Source organism: Maribacter sp. C-4077, assembly GCF_055378385.1.
On the sequence record NZ_AP038807.1, the window covers coordinates 4,070,139 to 4,085,762 of the forward strand.

Genomic DNA, 15,624 nt, shown 5'->3' on the forward strand with positions numbered 1-15,624 from the left:
ATTATTAGTTTTCTCTGAACCAATTTACTTTTGTTGGGTAATCAATTTAAAAGCTTTATGGACAAAAGGGATTTAAAAAAGTTAAAGTTAGAACTGGCAATCAACACCAAAAGCGGTATCGATTTTATCATTTCCGCGGCAATTGTCTGGTCCATAATCGCCTACATCTGGACCTGGCCACAAGAACCCTTTACTCAAAGTATTTGGACATTCTATATAGGTATGATTATGTTACCATTAGCATATGGATTATCCATAATTCTTAAAACCAAATGGACGACCAAAACGAATCCCTTACAGCCTTTGGCCATATGGCTCAATTTTGCGCAGCTCTTCTATTTTCCCTTTTTGTTCTTTATACTTAAGGACAATCCAGATTATTTCGTGATGACCTATGTCATCATCACAGGCGCCCATTTCTTCCCCTATGCATGGTTCTACGATGAAATGGGTTATGCCATCGCCGCGGGCATTATCGCCGTTGGCGCCCTGCTGGTAGCGATAAATACACCTACACAACAAATGTACTATGTACCGCTTTTAATGGTAGGGTGTTTGACATTATTGTCCTTTTGGTTGTTGATTGTTAATCGAAGAAAAAGGCTAGATGTGAAACCAAATATTGCCCAAATTTAAATTACTCCTGTAAATCGAATAGATTTTAATTAAATTTCGATAAAACCATAGTTTTTGGGTATCACGGGGAAATCGGAAGAAATAAAAGACTGAGTACAAATAATAAGAGATAGGTCATGAACAGAACACTCGAAGAACAACGCATAGAATTTGCCAACCAAAAATTTCTTGCAACGCCCTTGGCAGGATTGATTGTTTGGACCATCATTGGTTTCATTGGAATTTTTTTCTCTGAGTTTGTGTCGGTTTGGTCCACATTTATTGGTACCGGCAGTATCGTCTACCTAGGATTGTTCCTATCGAAATTCACGGGCGAAAACTTCCTGGACAAAACAAAGCCCAAAAATGAATTCGACACCCTATTCCTTTACACGGCAGGCCAGGCAATTCTCGTATATTCCATAGCCATCCCCTTTTTTCTTTTGGATTACACCTCCCTGCCCATGACCGTTGGCATTTTGACGGGATTGATGTGGTTGCCCTTTTCTTGGATCATCAAACATTGGAGCGGTATCTTTCACACGTTGACCAGAACCATTTTGGTGCTTGTGCTATGGTATCTTTTTCCGGAGTATCGGTTTATAGTAATTCCGTTTGGCATCGTTTTGATCTATATTATCACGTTGGTTATTTTGAGGTATAGAAAGCAGGTTGAATGATATGGTCCTATACTAAGGATGCATTTGTATTGCTATCTTTTTTCTAAGGTTACAGGCAAATCCATTTGTCCCAGAGGTCTATCTTAAAAAGGTCCGGTAACTCTTTATTCGTGAATAAGGTTTGCACTTAAGAAAAAAATAATACGAGTTTGTGCTGTTTTTTTAAGTAACTTCCTTAATAAGGATACTATAGCACTCTTTAAACAAAAAATCCCAAAAAACATGACAAACAATCAAATACTGGTGGATGAAAAACCGGCGGATATTGGCCAATTTACTGTAGGGCGACTCCTACCCATCCGTAAAAAACGACAAGTAGGTCCCTTTACCTTCATAGATCATATGGGGCCCGCTACCTTGGGAAGAGGTATTTATATGGACGTAGACCAACATCCGCATACGGGACTCAGTACGCTGACGTACCTCTTCGAGGGTGAGATCGCCCATAAGGATAGTACGGGCGCCAACCAAATCATTACCCCCGGGGATGTAGGTTTTATGACGTCCGGAAAAGCCGTGACACATACAGAACGCACCCCGAAACATTTGCGCACAGAGACCGAATTTACCATGCACGGTTATCAGGTGTGGGTAGCTTTACCCAAGGAATTGGAGGAAATCGAACCTAATTTTCAGTTCATTCCCAAAGAGGACTTACCCATTTGGGAAGAGGGGAACACCAAATATACCCTGGTGGCCGGAGAAGGATATGGCCGTAAATCGCCCCTAAATGTTTTTTCACCCTTATTTATGCTTAAAATTGAAAGTCCGGAGGAAAAGACCATTAAAATCAATGGGGAACTGGAAGGAGAAATCGCCATTGTGGTGGTCACGGGCAGTGTCTTGGAAAGGGACCAAGAAATCAAGGCCGGCCAAATGCTTATATCCAAAACGGAGAATCATTGCGACATTCACGTGAAGGCGAATACCCAGCTATTGTTGTTCGGGGGCAAACCCTTGGGGCGGGAACACTATTTGCTATGGAACTTTGTATCATCGGACCGGGAAAAACTAAAACAGCAAAAACAGGACTGGATGGACAAGAAATTCCCCAAAGTTCCCGGCGATGATACCTATATCCCGTTTCCTGAAATGCGGTTGAAGTAAGGTGCTTTGCGCCTCTTTCTATGTATGTATTGTCATTTCGAACCTGTCAGACGGAGCGACCTGCCCTGAGCAAAGTGGTATAGGAATCGAAGTCGACTGCAGGGAGCGTTAGAAACCCAAAGTTGCCAAATCAACAGCTATCCCCTATTTTTAAGGAATAATCAACCTATTTAGTAAATCCTCCTCCATGAAGCCAAAACTAGTATACGTTCCTGTACTCATCCTAAGCATGTTGGCATGTAAAAACGAAACAAAGGGAAAAGCAGAGGCAGTAAAAACGGAAACCATTACCATATCCCGGGACGCGTACAAAGACCAACTCTACGGATTTTGGCTGGCACAGTGCATTGCCAATTGGACGGGGCTGGTAACGGAAATGGATAAAATAGGGAACATTGGAGAAATACAAACAGGCGAGTTTTATACCCGTGAAGATTGGGGCCAACTGGACCAACCGAGTATTTTTTCCAATGGTGAACCCAGCGACCTCTCCCCTACTATTGATTTTGTATTTCGGGACACTACTGAAATATGGGGCGCGGACGATGATACGGACATCGAATATATGTACCAGCATCTGCTAGATGTGAACAATACCAGTCTATTGAGTCCGGAACAGATCAGGGACGGGTGGTTAAAACACATCAGGCCCGAGGAAGAAAACTATCTATGGGTATCCAATCAAAAGGCCTTTGACCTCATGCAGGAAGGCGTGTTGCCCCCGGAGACGGGCAGTCCGGAACGGAACGAACATTTTGAAATGATAGATGCCCAATTGACCACGGAGATTTTCGGTCTTTTCGCCCCTACCCGATCAGATATAGCGAACAAACTCGCGGACCTTCCAATACGCACCGTGGCCCGTGAAGAAGCCGAGGATATTTCACAGTTTTATGTAACCATGTATTCCCTCGCCGCAATTCCCTCCGAGGAAAATAGGCCCCAACGCATAAAAAATATGGCCCAAAAGGCCCGGGTAGGGTTGCCAAATAAGGAATATCCCGCCAAAATGTACGACTATGTCCTTGACTTATACAACTCCGGGATTCCTTGGGAACAAACCCGGGATTCCATTTATGAACGATATCAGGTACAACAATTGGACGGGTATGACATCACCTCCCAAAATTTATATTGCAATGGCTGTTTTGCCGCGGGCATCAATTTTGCGGCCAGTTTGGTGAGTTTGTTCTATGGTGAGGGCGATTTGAAGGAGACCCTAAAAATTGGGGTGCTCACAGGCTGGGATTCGGACAATCCTACGGCCACTTGGGGAGGTATGCTCGGTTTTATGTTGGGCAAGGAAGGTGTGGAGAGAGCCTTTGGAAGAAAATTTTCCAATCGGTTTCACATCCACAGAACCCGACAAAATTTTCCCAACGATGGCATGGATACCTTTGAAGAAATGGCCGAAAAAGGACTTCGCATCACGGAGAAGGTCGTTCAGGAACATATGGGCGGTAGCATCGACCTTGAAAAAAATGTTTGGATAATCCCTTTAAAAAATGAAAATGAATAGAATATTATTTTTAGTGGCACTTTGCGCCATCGGACTTACTTCCTGTAAACAATCGGAAAAAATACCTCCCCAGGAAGTGGCAAAGGAATACTTTGAAATGTTGGATACCTCAGACTATGCCCAAATCCCTAATTTATTGGCGGATAGTCTTGTAACCGAGGAAGGGGATTATACCGTTACCTATTCCCATCAAGGATATGAGGAACTATTAAAATGGGACGCCGTTTTTGACCCCAGTTACGAAGTCCTGGAAACTTTACTAGAGGAAGACGGCACGGTAAAGATACGAGCCTCCAAATTGGATACGCGTATTCAATTTCTATACGAAAAACCATTTATTACGGATAATTACATTTCCCTAAACAATGGAAAAATTACTAGGGTCCGAACCGAATACGTGGATTTTGATGCTGAAACGTTTGGAAACAATAGGACCCGACTGCTCACTTATATAAATGAAGCGCATCCGGAACTCAATGGCTTCCTGACCGACCAGACCGAAGCCGGTGCCCAAAAGTATCTACAGGTGCTGGAACTTTACAAAAACCGACCCCGATTCGATTTAGGGAAGGATTTATTGCTGATGCATTTTGATTGTAAGACCGATGTGGACGACCTTCAAGCAGCAGCCGGACTTTTAACGCTCATGTCCCACCCCAACTTTATGCATGTGAACTACCATACTGTTGCTGGAACCTACGGTATGCAGGAGGGCCTCTACGTACCGCCCAATGCGTTGTTTCAAAAAGCCTTTGGTAAAAACTGGACCGATGCCCACAATCGTATGGGAGCCGCTGTAGAGGAAGTGGCAAAAAAGGCCATAACAACGCTTGAGGCCCAAGGTGATATCTGGATTGCGGAGGCGGGTCAGTCCGACTTCTCCGCCAAACTCGTAAAGGCTCTACAGTCAAAACTGCCGGATTTGGAAACCACCAAACGAATCCACATTGTGCAGCACAGCGATTGGAACGAGGAAGTGACCACATCGGAGCTATTGGAATTTGCCAAACAGCAGACGGATTATCACAAAATCCCTGATGGCAATGCGGTGGGCAATGGTACCCCAGGTTTCCGCACACCGGGCTATACGCAATGGAAGGAGCAAGTAATGGATCCTCAATTGAAATCGGTTTGGGAATTGGCGGTGGACCTCTCCAACAAGTACAATGGCAAGGAAGGTCGGTATTTGAACGAGGCCGTGCAGCAAAACGGGGTCGATTTTTCGGACCTCTCAGAAGTATGCTGGATGTTAAGATTGGAGGAAATCAAGGATACCGAAGAATTCTTTGAGCGTTATGCCAGATAACAGTTTTAAATAAGGAGTTTTCAGGTCGAATCGCTTTTATCAAGTGTCATTTCGAACCTGTCAGACTGAGCGGAGTCGAAGTCGACTGAATGAAGTGTGAGAAATCTACATTAAAATTAGCTTCCTCGTCGCTTCCATAGGTATCGAAGCGCTGTCGGACTGCAAAAAATACAACGAAAGACGTTACAAAAAAGTCGAAAAATTCCGTATCGAAATAGCGTTGATCCCCGCATTTGTATTGAGAAATAATCTAATTTTAGTTTTTAATCCGAATGGGGTTTGGGAGTAGAATGTTTCTTATAACCAACTCATAAAGAGACACTTAAAACCATTAAAAAAAATGATTCACCCGCATACCGAATTACGATTTATAAGCAACGAAGTAGGCTACGGCGTCGTCGCCACCAAATTTATTCCCGCAGGGACCATCACCTGGGTTTTGGACAAATTGGACCGGGAGTTCACTCCCTTGGATTTTCAGAAAATGGAACCTCTGTATCAGGAAATATTGGACACCTACACCTATAGAAACAACAACGGAAACTTGGTGCTTTGCTGGGACCATGGGCGTTATGTAAACCATAGTTTCAATTCCAATTGTCTTACCACTGCCTACGATTTTGAAATTGCCATTCGCGATATCCAGCCAGGCGAGCAATTGACGGACGATTATGGGTACCTGAATATTTCCAGCCCTTTCCGAGGCATCAACGAAGGCACCAAACGAAAAACAGTCTACCCGGACGATCTTTTAAAATACCACAAGGTATGGGACAATAAAATCAAAAAAGTATTTCATAAAATAAAAAAAGTGGACCAACCCTTGGTGTCCATCCTCAACCCAAATACTTGGGACAAAATAGAACGAATCCTAAACGGTGAGGAAGCACTCACCTCCATTCTTTCCAACTATTTTGATACCGAAAAGTCCAACGTGCCCTCCAATTGATAGAGGGCCAATGCTTCACCCACTAATTTAAAATGGGTATATTGAGGATTTATAAATTATGAAACTATAAATTTTTCAGCATTGGTATGAATTTAAAACCTAATTTAAAAAGAAGACTTTTGATGGGATGGCTCGGATTAAGTCCGCTGACACTCCTTGCCAGCAAAATGCCAAAATTGGAAAAAGAGGATTCCAGTATTGCGGATATTTTGATAAACCGATGGGAAAAATCAAGGAGCTATACCATGGCCGTTTTGGACGCCATGCCCGTAGAGGACTTCGAATTCAGGCCCAGTCCGGAGCAAATGAGCTTTGCCCAGCACTTTTTGCATATCGGGTATACTAATAACATGTTCCTTGGGGTGTTGAAGGATGAAAAGACCTATGCCGATTTTAACGCTTTAAAGGATGCACCTTTCTTTTTTGACCTTCCAGACCCCGTAAGTGTCTTTAATGCAGATAGTCTCCAAAAACGCAGTCCGGAAGTTAACAAGGCCTTGATTGTAGCGTATCTCAATGAAACCCACGATTATGTATTGGCAAATTTGAAGGGATTAAAAGATGAATTCTTAAAAGAGGGACGAGAAAAGGTAAAACCTTGGTATTTGGAGGGCCATACCCATCTTGACCTCATACTCCGAGCCGAAAACCATACGGTACATCACAGGGCACAGGCAGTTAGCTATTTGCGGATGAAGGGGATTCAACCTCCGGGGTATTCCAAACACAATACGTTGTAATCATAGATTTTCATCCAAAGAAATCCCAGTTACCCTATTACAAATTCCACAATTTCCCGAAGCTCCTCTTCCAAGGACAATTTTGAAAAAGGCCTATTTGCCTGTCGGTACCAATAGCCGGCATTGAATCGGTCGCCCTCCTTTCGGTGGAGGTAGGCATGGATCCAACTCCCTAATGAATTATGCATTTCCTGGGCAATGTCGTGGGATGCTTCCCAGTCGCCTTTGGCATCGAACCAAAGGGCTTTTAGTCCCTCTGGCCAATCGGATGGTGGATGGGATGCTAAAAGTGTCGCTTCAAATTCGGTATAATCCTTTGGTTTCATTTTGTAACGCGTTCTACTAATTTACCAACAGTGAGACCTTGGGCAATAATGGAAAAGACCACCACTACATAAGTTATAACCAAAAACAAATCCCGATTCATATCCTGCGTCAGACCCAAAGCCAAGGCGATGGATATCCCGCCCCGCAGTCCGCCCCAGGTCATGACCAAATTGGTTCCGGGTACAAAATCCAACCGTTTCTCAAAAAACTTTATGGGCATCAGCAAACTTAAAAAACGACATCCCAACACGATGGGAATGGCAATCAATCCGGCTACGATATAACTGGTTTCAAAACTGATGACCAACATCTCCATACCGATGAGTACGAACAACAAGGTGTTCAGGAGAATATCCAGCAATTCCCAAAACTTGTCCACATAAGTTTCCGTGGTTTTGGACATGGCCGAATTCCGCACCGTATCGTTCCCAACGACCAGACCCGCCGTTACCATGGCCAAAGGTGCGGAAAGATGCAACTTTTGGGCCACCACCGTTCCCATCATTACCGCGGCAAGCGTAATAATGACCTCGATATCGTAATCATCTATACTGCGCATCATTCGGTACGTAACCCAACCAATCAATAATCCCCAAAGTATACCACCAATGACCTCTACCCCAAAAAGCTCCAAGATTTCAATGGGATCCACTGGGGTCCCACCAGAGGAGGCCATTTTAAAAATCGTCAAAAACACAACTACGCCTACCCCATCGTTGAACAGGGATTCGCCCACAATTTTGGTTTCCAGCTTTTTGGGAGCTCCCGCTTGTTTCAAGATTCCCAAAACGGCGATGGGATCCGTTGGGGAAATAAGCGCCCCAAAAAGCAAACAATGGATGTAGCTTACGTCCATGGGCGTCATTTTCAACAGATAAAACATGATGGTACCTACCAAAAAGGTAGAGACCAAAACGCCCAAGGTGGAGAAGACCAAAATGGGCCATCGCTGCACCTTCAATTGCTCAAAGTTGGTATGCAGAGCCCCGGCAAAAAGCAGGAAACTCAGCATGATATCCAAGAGCACGGTCTTAAAGTCGATTTTGGAAATAATATACTTTTCGGCATTCAAAAGGGTGTCATCCACATAACCTATAACAAAAACGGCTAGGGTAAACACAATGGTGATCAACATCAGGCCAATGGTATTGGGCAACTTTAAAAATCGGACATTGATATATCCAAAAATTGCAGAAATAAAAACCAGTATTGCACTGATAATGAAGTAATCCATATCTTTTATTTAAATCATTGCTAGAAATTCTTGTTCCGTGATAATCGGGACACCCAAAGACTCCGCCTTGGTCCTTTTACTAGGTCCCATTTTGTCCCCGGCGACCAAATATCCTGTTTTGGAAGAAATGGAGGAACCCACCTTGCCGCCGTTGTCCTCGATCAATTTTTTAAGCTCATCCCGACTCACCGTTTCGAATACGCCCGATACTACAAAGGTAGCACCTTTCAATATTTCGGTTTGGTTTTCCAGTTTTTCTGCCGACAGTTCCAACTGTACCCCCTTTTGTCGCAATCGGTTTATAGCATCCAAGTTCTTTGGGTTTTGGAAAAAATCCACCACGCTCTCCGCAATCCGGTCGCCAATCTCGTCCACCGAAACCAGCTCCTCCTTGGAAGCCACCATCAGCGCATCGACGGATTTATAGGCTTTCGCCAATTTCTTGGCAACAGTCTCGCCCACATAGCGAATGCCCAAGGCGAACAAAACCCGCTCAAAAGGCACCTTGACGGAATCCGCAACCCCCTGGACCAAATTTTCTGCCGACTTCTCCGCCATCCGTTCCAAGGGCAACAATTGCTCTTTGGTAAGATCGTACAAATCCGCATAATCATTGATCAGGCCCTCCTTAAAAAGCAGTTCCACCGTTTCACCGCCCAAACCTTCGATATCCATGGCCTTTCTCGAAATATAATGCTGGATCCTACCCGTAATTTGTGGCGGACAACCGTATTCGTTTGGGCAATAATGCTTGGCGTCGCCTGGAGTTCGAATCAATTCAGTGTGGCATTCCGGGCACTTAGAAATATACTGCGTCGGTTTGGAATCTGCTGGCCGTTTGGATACATCCACCCCAATGATCTTGGGAATGATTTCCCCGCCTTTTTCCACAAAAACGGTATCCCCTTCGCGGATATCCAGTTTTTCGATTTGATCGGCATTGTGTAGGGAAGCCCGTTTTACGGTCGTTCCTGCCAACAAAACGGGCTGTAGGTTGGCCACGGGGGTTATCGCTCCAGTACGGCCCACCTGATAGGTAATTTCGTTCAATACGGTGTATACCTGCTCCGCCTTGAATTTATAGGCCATGGCCCATCTTGGGGACTTGGCGGTATACCCAAGTTCCTCCTGGTGCTGGATACTATTCACCTTCACCACCACCCCATCAGTTTCGTACGGCAAACTGTGTCGGTTTACGTCCCAATATTCCACAAAATCCATTACCTCTTGGGTACTATGGCATAATTTCGCCACTGTGGGCACCTTAAAACCCCATTCTCGCGCCTTTTCCAACATTTCAAACTGGGTGCTTATCCCGGTGTTCCTACCAACGATACTATATAAAAGACACTCCAAAGGCCGTTGGGCCACTAAAGAACTATCCTGTAATTTCAAACTTCCCGAAGCCGTGTTTCTGGGATTCATATAGGGTTCTTCCCCGTTGGCGATACGCTCCTCGTTCATCTTGGCAAAACCATCAAACGGCAGTATGATTTCCCCCCGTATATCGAACTTGTCCGGATAATCCCCTTTCAATTGCAAGGGAACCGACTTGATCGTTTTGATATTTGTGGTGACATCATCGCCCTGAAATCCGTCGCCACGGGTCACCGCGCGCACCAATTTTCCGTGTTCATAGGTAATACTGATAGATGCACCGTCATATTTAAGCTCACACGTGTAGGATACAGGTGCATCGCCCAAGTTCCGTTGAATTCGCTTTTCCCAATCTTCCAGATCCTCCTTGGAATAGGAATTGTCCAAGGAATACATGCGATGCTCGTGCACAACGGTTTCAAAATGCTTCGTAACCATACCACCCACGCGGATGGTGGGCGAACTTTCATCATAAAACTCGGGATGTTGTGCTTCCAAAGCTTGAAGCTCCTTGAGTTTCATATCAAACTCATAATCGGAAATCGTTGGCTTGTCCAACACATAATAATTATAATTATGGTCCCTAAGCTCCTCCCGTAAGGCCTTGATGGTTTCTTCAATGTTCATAGTTGGCTATTCTTTGTGGCTTTTATCATTCGGTCGTTCCCGTACATATCCTTGCGCAATTCAATGGTATTGAAATCGAAAGTATTCAATAAGGCGCATGTTTCAGGGCCAAAGTATTGATTGATTTCCAGGTACAACATACCGTTTGGTTTTAGATGTTTGGATGCAAAATATGCCACTCCCCTATAAAAAATCAATGGGTCCTCATTGGAGACAAAGAGTGCGGACTCAGGTTCGTACAATAGCACATTTTTATTCATTTTATTTTTTTCCAACTCCCTGACGTAAGGAGGGTTGGATATAATTATATCAAATGAAAGTTCACTATAAAAATCCAACATATCGGCCTTAAAAAAATGAACTTCGACCTCGTTTTTAAGGGCATTCCCTCGGGCGATTTCAAGCGCCCCTTCCGAAATATCCAGTGCCTGAACATTTGCATTTTTCAAGGATTTGGCAAGGCCGATGGCGATACAACCGCTCCCCGTTCCCATGTCCAAAATATCCAGATTGGCCTGTTTATTCACATCGGCCAACACCCATCGAACCAATTCCTCCGTTTCAGGTCTTGGTATCAAGACCTTCGGCCCCACCTTGAATTCCATATCCATAAATTGCGCTGACCCTATTATATGTTGTATGGGCCGATGCTCCTTCAATTCTGACAATGCCGCGAACATCTTTGGTTCCTCATTCTTTTGGACTCTCAAGTTGGGCTGAATGGCAAGGACAAATCGCTCCAGACCCAAATAATCCTCTATCAGCAAATAAAAAAAACTGGAAACCTCCTCCTTGCCGTACAGAGCATCCAATTCTTTATGAAAAATCCTTTTTAGTTCACTGAGCAACATATTACAAGGTCTTCAGCATCCAAACGGGACAGGAATAGTGCCCCGTATTTCCCATGGGCGCATCGATATATTCGAAACCCGACTTTTTATACAGTTTTTGGGCGTCTTCCATGTAAGGCATGGTTTCCAAATAACATTTCTCAAAACCGAATTCCCGTGCGCGTTCCAAACAGGTCTCCATCATTTTTGCACCCAAACCACGCCCACGGGCAGCCTTTAAAAAGTACATTTTTTGAAGCTCACAAACGTTGCCATCATAGTTTTCCAACTGGGCAACACCGGCACAACCAATGATTTTGCCACCGTCATCGATAACGAAATAGGTGGCCCTGGGCACATCATAGGTCTCGTACATGCGGTCCAAGGCGGCATCCGCGTAGGCGGTACCTACTTTGGGAACGCCCATTTCTACCAAAACCTCACGCACTACGCGTGCCACTTCCTCATTATCGGTGGGTCTTATCTCCCGTATTACAACCTCTTGCATTGCTTTTAAATAATAGGCTTTAAAGTACTATTTTTGATTGGTGAAGATACACGAATTGGGCAAAAAGCTAAAAAACAGTTTTCAACAAGCCGTACCTTTTGGGTATGGACTCCATCAACCCGAACCACCCTATGTCCGCGAATGAAAAATACATGCGACGTTGCCTTGAAATCGCCAAAAATGGAATAGGCTCTACGGCTCCCAATCCATCAGTAGGTGCCGTTATCGTCCATAACGACCGTATTATTGGGGAAGGCTATACCAGCCCCTATGGCGGTCCGCATGCCGAAGTAAACGCCATTCGTTCCGTAAAGGATAAAACCCTGCTTTCAAATTCAACGCTATACGTCACCCTGGAGCCGTGCTCCCATTACGGAAAAACTCCGCCCTGTGCCAATTTAATTGTTGAAAACAAGATACCCAAGGTCATCATAGGTCTAAAAGATCCACACGAAAAAGTTGCCGGAAAAGGCATGGAAATCCTTGAAAAGGCTGGATGCTCAGTCACCCTGGGGGTTTTGGAAAAAGAATGCAGGGAACATCACAGGCGATTTCTGACTTTTCATGAACAAAAACGACCCCACATAGTATTAAAGTGGGCGGAAACGGCCGATGGTTTTATGGCGCCCATCAAGGAACATCGAAATTCCAAAGCCGAACCTTATTGGATTACCAACACCTATTCAAGGCAATTGGTCCATAAATGGCGGAGCGAGGAACAGGCCATTTTGGTGGGCACCAATACCGTATTGGACGACAATCCAAAATTGGACACAAGACTATGGAAAGGAAGTGCACCAATCCGACTCGTCATCGATAAAAATCGTAAAATACCAAAAGGTTTTCATGTTTTGGACGGGAAACAGTCCACCATCGTAATTAGTTCTATTACTAATTCAGATAATAATACGCAAAATTATGATTTACAGTTTATTGAATTTAATGATGAATTTATTTTAGAGCTGTCTAAAAATCTGTTTAAAAGGAATATACTGAGTGTTTTTGTGGAAGGTGGAGCCAAAACCCTGCAAGCTTTTATCGATGCAAATCTTTGGGACGAAGCCCGAATCTTTATCGGCAAAAACACGTTTGAAAAAGGAATTAAAGCCCCAACATTGCAGGGGCAACTCACTACAGAAAGATCAATAGTAAACGACCAATTAAAAATAATAAGGAATGATAAAAAACATCATATTTGATTTTGGGGACATCTTCATCAATTTGGACAAACCGGCGGTGTTCAAAAAAATAGCCGCTTTTGGATACACGGAATATACCGATGCTTTGGATTTGCTCTGCAAGGAATATGAAATGGGCCTTATGTCCTCCGAGGATTTTTTGGCAGGTTTAAAGGAAATGTATCCAGAAGCAACGGAAACGGATTTAGTGGATGCCTGGAATTCCATTTTACTTGATTTCCCGGAACACCGATTGGCATTCATTGAGAATTTGAAAGCACAAGAATCTCACCGTTTGTTTTTATTGAGCAACACCAATGACCTACACATTGAATATGTAAAAAAGACGATGGGCCAAGATCGTTTTGACCGGTTCAAGAATTGTTTTGAAGGCTTCTATCTGTCACAACAAATCAAGATGCGAAAACCGAACAACGACATTTACGAGCATGTATTAAACGAAAACTCCTTGATTCCCGAAGAAACACTGTTTATTGACGACACCAAGGCAAATACGGATAGTGCGGAAAAATTGGGAATACGTTGCTGGAACCTCCAAGTTGGCAAGGAAGATATTACGGAGTTAAACAAAGAGCTGTAATGGAGTACTTGGCGTTAAGCATTCTTGCATCCAGCTTGATCTTCGTAATTTTTAAATTATATGCCAGATACGGAATCCAGACACTCTATGCCATAATCGTCAATTACTTTATCGCATGTTCCGTAGGCCTCTATTTCTACCAAGGAAAGGTTACGTTTTCAACAACCACGCAAAGGCCATGGTTTATGGGAACGTTGGCTTTGGGAATTTTATTCATCATCGTTTTCAACCTAATGGCGGCAACATCACAAAAAATAGGTGTTTCCGCAGCATCGGTAGCGACAAAAATGTCCTTGGCCATCCCTGTCGTATTTGGCGTCTGGATGTACGGGGAAAGGCTTGGCCTTTTTGAAATCCTAGGCATCCTTTTGGCCTTGGTGGCGGTGTATCTCGCCACCATGCGTAAAAAAACCGTAGTAGACCATACGTATTTGCTGTTATTGCCGATAGCCGTCTTTATAGGATCCGGGATAATCGATACGAGCATTAAATATGCCCAACAAATATCCGTCCCAGAAGAAGAATTTCCGCTGTTTTCTGCCATGGTATTTGGCTCTGCCGCCACCTGTGGTACCCTCTTTGTTTTAGTAAAGGCCGTTAAGAACGGTATCCTTGTAAATCTAAAGAATGTGCTAGGCGGTATATGTTTGGGTGTTCCCAATTATTTTTCTATCTATTTTCTAATGAAGGCATTGGATAGTGATACTTTAAATAGCGCTTCAATATTTACGATAAACAACGTAGCCATTGTTATGTGTTCTACCTTTTTGGGAATTCTATTGTTCAAGGAACGGATAAGTAGTAAAAATTGGTTTGGTATAGGCCTGGCCATTCTAAGCATTATACTTGTGGCTTTGGGAACCAGAATCGAGAGTATGCTATTAGGTCAAACTCCATAGATGGAACAGGAAGCAACCAAATACAAGTCGGTCGACACACCTGGCGAAGAGGTACTTTTTAAGGAGCGAAAAAGTAAATTCTATGGCTATACTTTTCCCATAGAGTCCGAAGAAGCCGTAAAACCGATTCTAGAGGAACTCCGTAAGCGGCACTCAATGGTGAACCATATTTGCTATGCGTGGCAATTGGGGGTAAAGGACATCCGGTACAGGGCCAACGACGATGGAGAGCCCAACAATTCCGCAGGAATGCCCATTTACGGACAAATACAATCCTTTGGGGTGACCAATATTCTGGTCGCCGTAGTACGAATTTTTGGAGGCACCAAACTAGGGGTTGGCGGTTTGATCAGTGCTTATAAGGAAACGGCCAAAATGGCCTTGGATAATTCCATCATCATGGAAAAAGTGCTAACCCAGCACATAATCCTTGTCTTCGAATATTCTGAAATGGATACCGTCATGCGATTTATTAAAAAGCACCAGTTGGATATTGTGGACCAAAAGCTGCATTTGTATTGCGAGATAGTGCTTAAGGTTCAAAAAGACATGGTACCGGATATTTTGAAACAATTGGAAGCGTTTCACAAAATTTCAATCAAAATACCCGAATAGTTTTGTAGGATTTACGATAACTTTTTCAAAATATATTCTGGACATTTTATTGGTTTTCTTTTATTGGAATCCATAAATACCAAAACAGTATTTGCCTCGATTAAAACCTCACCCTTTTCGTTCGTGATAACATAGTCAAATTCGATACGTACGGAGGGTATTTTTTTAAGCTGTGTACGTACCGTAATAAGATCGTCATAAAGTGCCGGAATCTTGTAATCGATCTTGAGGGAAATTACCGGCAACATTACCCCATGTTCCTCCATCCATTTATAGGATAACCCAAGGGACCTTAGCCACTCAACTCTTCCCATCTCCAAGTACTGCGCGTAGTTACCGTAATACACCACGCCCATTTGGTCCGTTTCTCCATATCTGACCCGAAAAGAAATTTCATTAAATCCCATTGATTTCTAATTAAAAACTATATATTTAAAGCCCCCGTTGGTAGGCAACGAACATGAGAAAAAAAAAGGTCAAATTCAATAGGCGTTGATTTTTTTTTTAGAATT

Annotated in this window: 17 protein-coding genes; 11 read left to right on the top strand and 6 right to left on the bottom strand. The window is 43.6% G+C overall.

What is annotated here, in order from left to right; translation table 11 throughout:
* Nucleotides 1-57 precede the first annotated feature (57 nt).
* The 7 genes from ACZ41C_RS17710 to ACZ41C_RS17740 all read left to right on the top strand — a co-directional run bounded on the left by ACZ41C_RS17710 (nucleotide 58) and on the right by ACZ41C_RS17740 (nucleotide 6,916).
* The gene (locus ACZ41C_RS17710; RefSeq protein WP_464563375.1) at nucleotides 58-636 is read left to right on the top strand and encodes a DUF7010 family protein; all 579 of its coding nucleotides are present in this window, start codon (nucleotides 58-60) and stop codon (nucleotides 634-636) included.
* 116 nt (nucleotides 637-752) lie between these two features.
* Complete coding sequence (locus ACZ41C_RS17715) at nucleotides 753-1,295, top strand: DUF7010 family protein (RefSeq protein ID WP_464563377.1); 543 nt, start codon at nucleotides 753-755, stop codon at nucleotides 1,293-1,295.
* Nucleotides 1,296-1,517: 222 nt separating this feature from the next.
* Nucleotides 1,518-2,402, top strand: coding sequence for a pirin family protein (locus tag ACZ41C_RS17720; RefSeq protein ID WP_464563379.1), 885 nt, complete (start codon nucleotides 1,518-1,520; stop codon nucleotides 2,400-2,402).
* A 187-nt stretch (nucleotides 2,403-2,589) separates the two neighbouring features.
* Nucleotides 2,590-3,921: an ADP-ribosylglycohydrolase family protein gene (locus tag ACZ41C_RS17725; protein WP_464563381.1), complete on the top strand. Its 1,332-nt coding sequence runs from the start codon at nucleotides 2,590-2,592 to the stop codon at nucleotides 3,919-3,921.
* The gene (locus tag ACZ41C_RS17730) at nucleotides 3,914-5,227 is read left to right on the top strand and encodes a hypothetical protein (RefSeq protein WP_464563383.1); all 1,314 of its coding nucleotides are present in this window, start codon (nucleotides 3,914-3,916) and stop codon (nucleotides 5,225-5,227) included. The genes ACZ41C_RS17725 and ACZ41C_RS17730 overlap by 8 nt, the downstream gene beginning before the upstream one ends.
* A 340-nt stretch (nucleotides 5,228-5,567) precedes the next feature.
* Nucleotides 5,568-6,176 carry an SET domain-containing protein gene (locus ACZ41C_RS17735; protein ID WP_464563385.1) on the top strand — a complete coding sequence of 203 codons (609 nt, stop codon included), beginning with the start codon at nucleotides 5,568-5,570 and terminating at the stop codon, nucleotides 6,174-6,176.
* A gap of 86 nt (nucleotides 6,177-6,262) precedes the next feature.
* The gene (locus tag ACZ41C_RS17740) at nucleotides 6,263-6,916 is read left to right on the top strand and encodes a DinB family protein (RefSeq protein ID WP_138258890.1); all 654 of its coding nucleotides are present in this window, start codon (nucleotides 6,263-6,265) and stop codon (nucleotides 6,914-6,916) included.
* A gap of 29 nt (nucleotides 6,917-6,945) precedes the next feature.
* On the opposite strand, the gene ACZ41C_RS17745 is transcribed toward ACZ41C_RS17740, so the two are convergent.
* From ACZ41C_RS17745 to ACZ41C_RS17765, 5 genes are read right to left on the bottom strand one after another with little or no spacing between them, the layout of a single operon-like run.
* Nucleotides 6,946-7,242: a hypothetical protein gene (locus ACZ41C_RS17745; RefSeq protein WP_464563387.1), complete on the bottom strand. Its 297-nt coding sequence runs from the start codon at nucleotides 7,240-7,242 to the stop codon at nucleotides 6,946-6,948.
* The gene (locus ACZ41C_RS17750) at nucleotides 7,239-8,477 is read right to left on the bottom strand and encodes a cation:proton antiporter (RefSeq protein ID WP_464563389.1); all 1,239 of its coding nucleotides are present in this window, start codon (nucleotides 8,475-8,477) and stop codon (nucleotides 7,239-7,241) included. Before ACZ41C_RS17750 ends, ACZ41C_RS17745 begins: the two co-directional genes overlap by 4 nt.
* 9 nt (nucleotides 8,478-8,486) lie before the next feature.
* A complete protein-coding gene (ligA, locus tag ACZ41C_RS17755) occupies nucleotides 8,487-10,481 on the bottom strand; it encodes an NAD-dependent DNA ligase LigA (RefSeq protein ID WP_464563391.1) in 1,995 nt (664 codons plus the stop codon).
* Nucleotides 10,478-11,332, bottom strand: coding sequence for a peptide chain release factor N(5)-glutamine methyltransferase (prmC, locus tag ACZ41C_RS17760; protein ID WP_464563393.1), 855 nt, complete (start codon nucleotides 11,330-11,332; stop codon nucleotides 10,478-10,480). The genes ligA and prmC overlap by 4 nt, the downstream gene beginning before the upstream one ends.
* A gap of 1 nt (nucleotide 11,333) precedes the next feature.
* Complete coding sequence (locus ACZ41C_RS17765; protein WP_464563395.1) at nucleotides 11,334-11,819, bottom strand: GNAT family N-acetyltransferase; 486 nt, start codon at nucleotides 11,817-11,819, stop codon at nucleotides 11,334-11,336.
* A 104-nt stretch (nucleotides 11,820-11,923) separates the two neighbouring features.
* On the opposite strand from ACZ41C_RS17765, the gene ribD reads away from it, so the two are divergent.
* From ribD to ACZ41C_RS17785, 4 genes are read left to right on the top strand one after another with little or no spacing between them, the layout of a single operon-like run.
* On the top strand, nucleotides 11,924-13,018 hold the full coding sequence (ribD, locus tag ACZ41C_RS17770) for a bifunctional diaminohydroxyphosphoribosylaminopyrimidine deaminase/5-amino-6-(5-phosphoribosylamino)uracil reductase RibD (RefSeq protein WP_464563397.1): 1,095 nt from the start codon (nucleotides 11,924-11,926) through the stop codon (nucleotides 13,016-13,018).
* Nucleotides 12,996-13,598 (top strand): HAD family hydrolase, encoded by a 603-nt coding sequence (locus ACZ41C_RS17775; RefSeq protein ID WP_464563399.1) that lies wholly within the window; start codon nucleotides 12,996-12,998, stop codon nucleotides 13,596-13,598. Before ribD ends, ACZ41C_RS17775 begins: the two co-directional genes overlap by 23 nt.
* Nucleotides 13,598-14,497, top strand: a complete 900-nt coding sequence (locus tag ACZ41C_RS17780; protein WP_138258897.1) for a DMT family transporter — start codon at nucleotides 13,598-13,600, stop codon at nucleotides 14,495-14,497. Before ACZ41C_RS17775 ends, ACZ41C_RS17780 begins: the two co-directional genes overlap by 1 nt.
* Nucleotides 14,498-15,112, top strand: coding sequence for an IMPACT family protein (locus ACZ41C_RS17785; RefSeq protein ID WP_138258898.1), 615 nt, complete (start codon nucleotides 14,498-14,500; stop codon nucleotides 15,110-15,112). It begins immediately after the preceding gene.
* Nucleotides 15,113-15,123: 11 nt separating this feature from the next.
* On the opposite strand, the gene ACZ41C_RS17790 is transcribed toward ACZ41C_RS17785, so the two are convergent.
* On the bottom strand, nucleotides 15,124-15,519 hold the full coding sequence (locus tag ACZ41C_RS17790; RefSeq protein WP_138258899.1) for an acyl-CoA thioesterase: 396 nt from the start codon (nucleotides 15,517-15,519) through the stop codon (nucleotides 15,124-15,126).
* Nucleotides 15,520-15,624 lie beyond the last annotated feature (105 nt).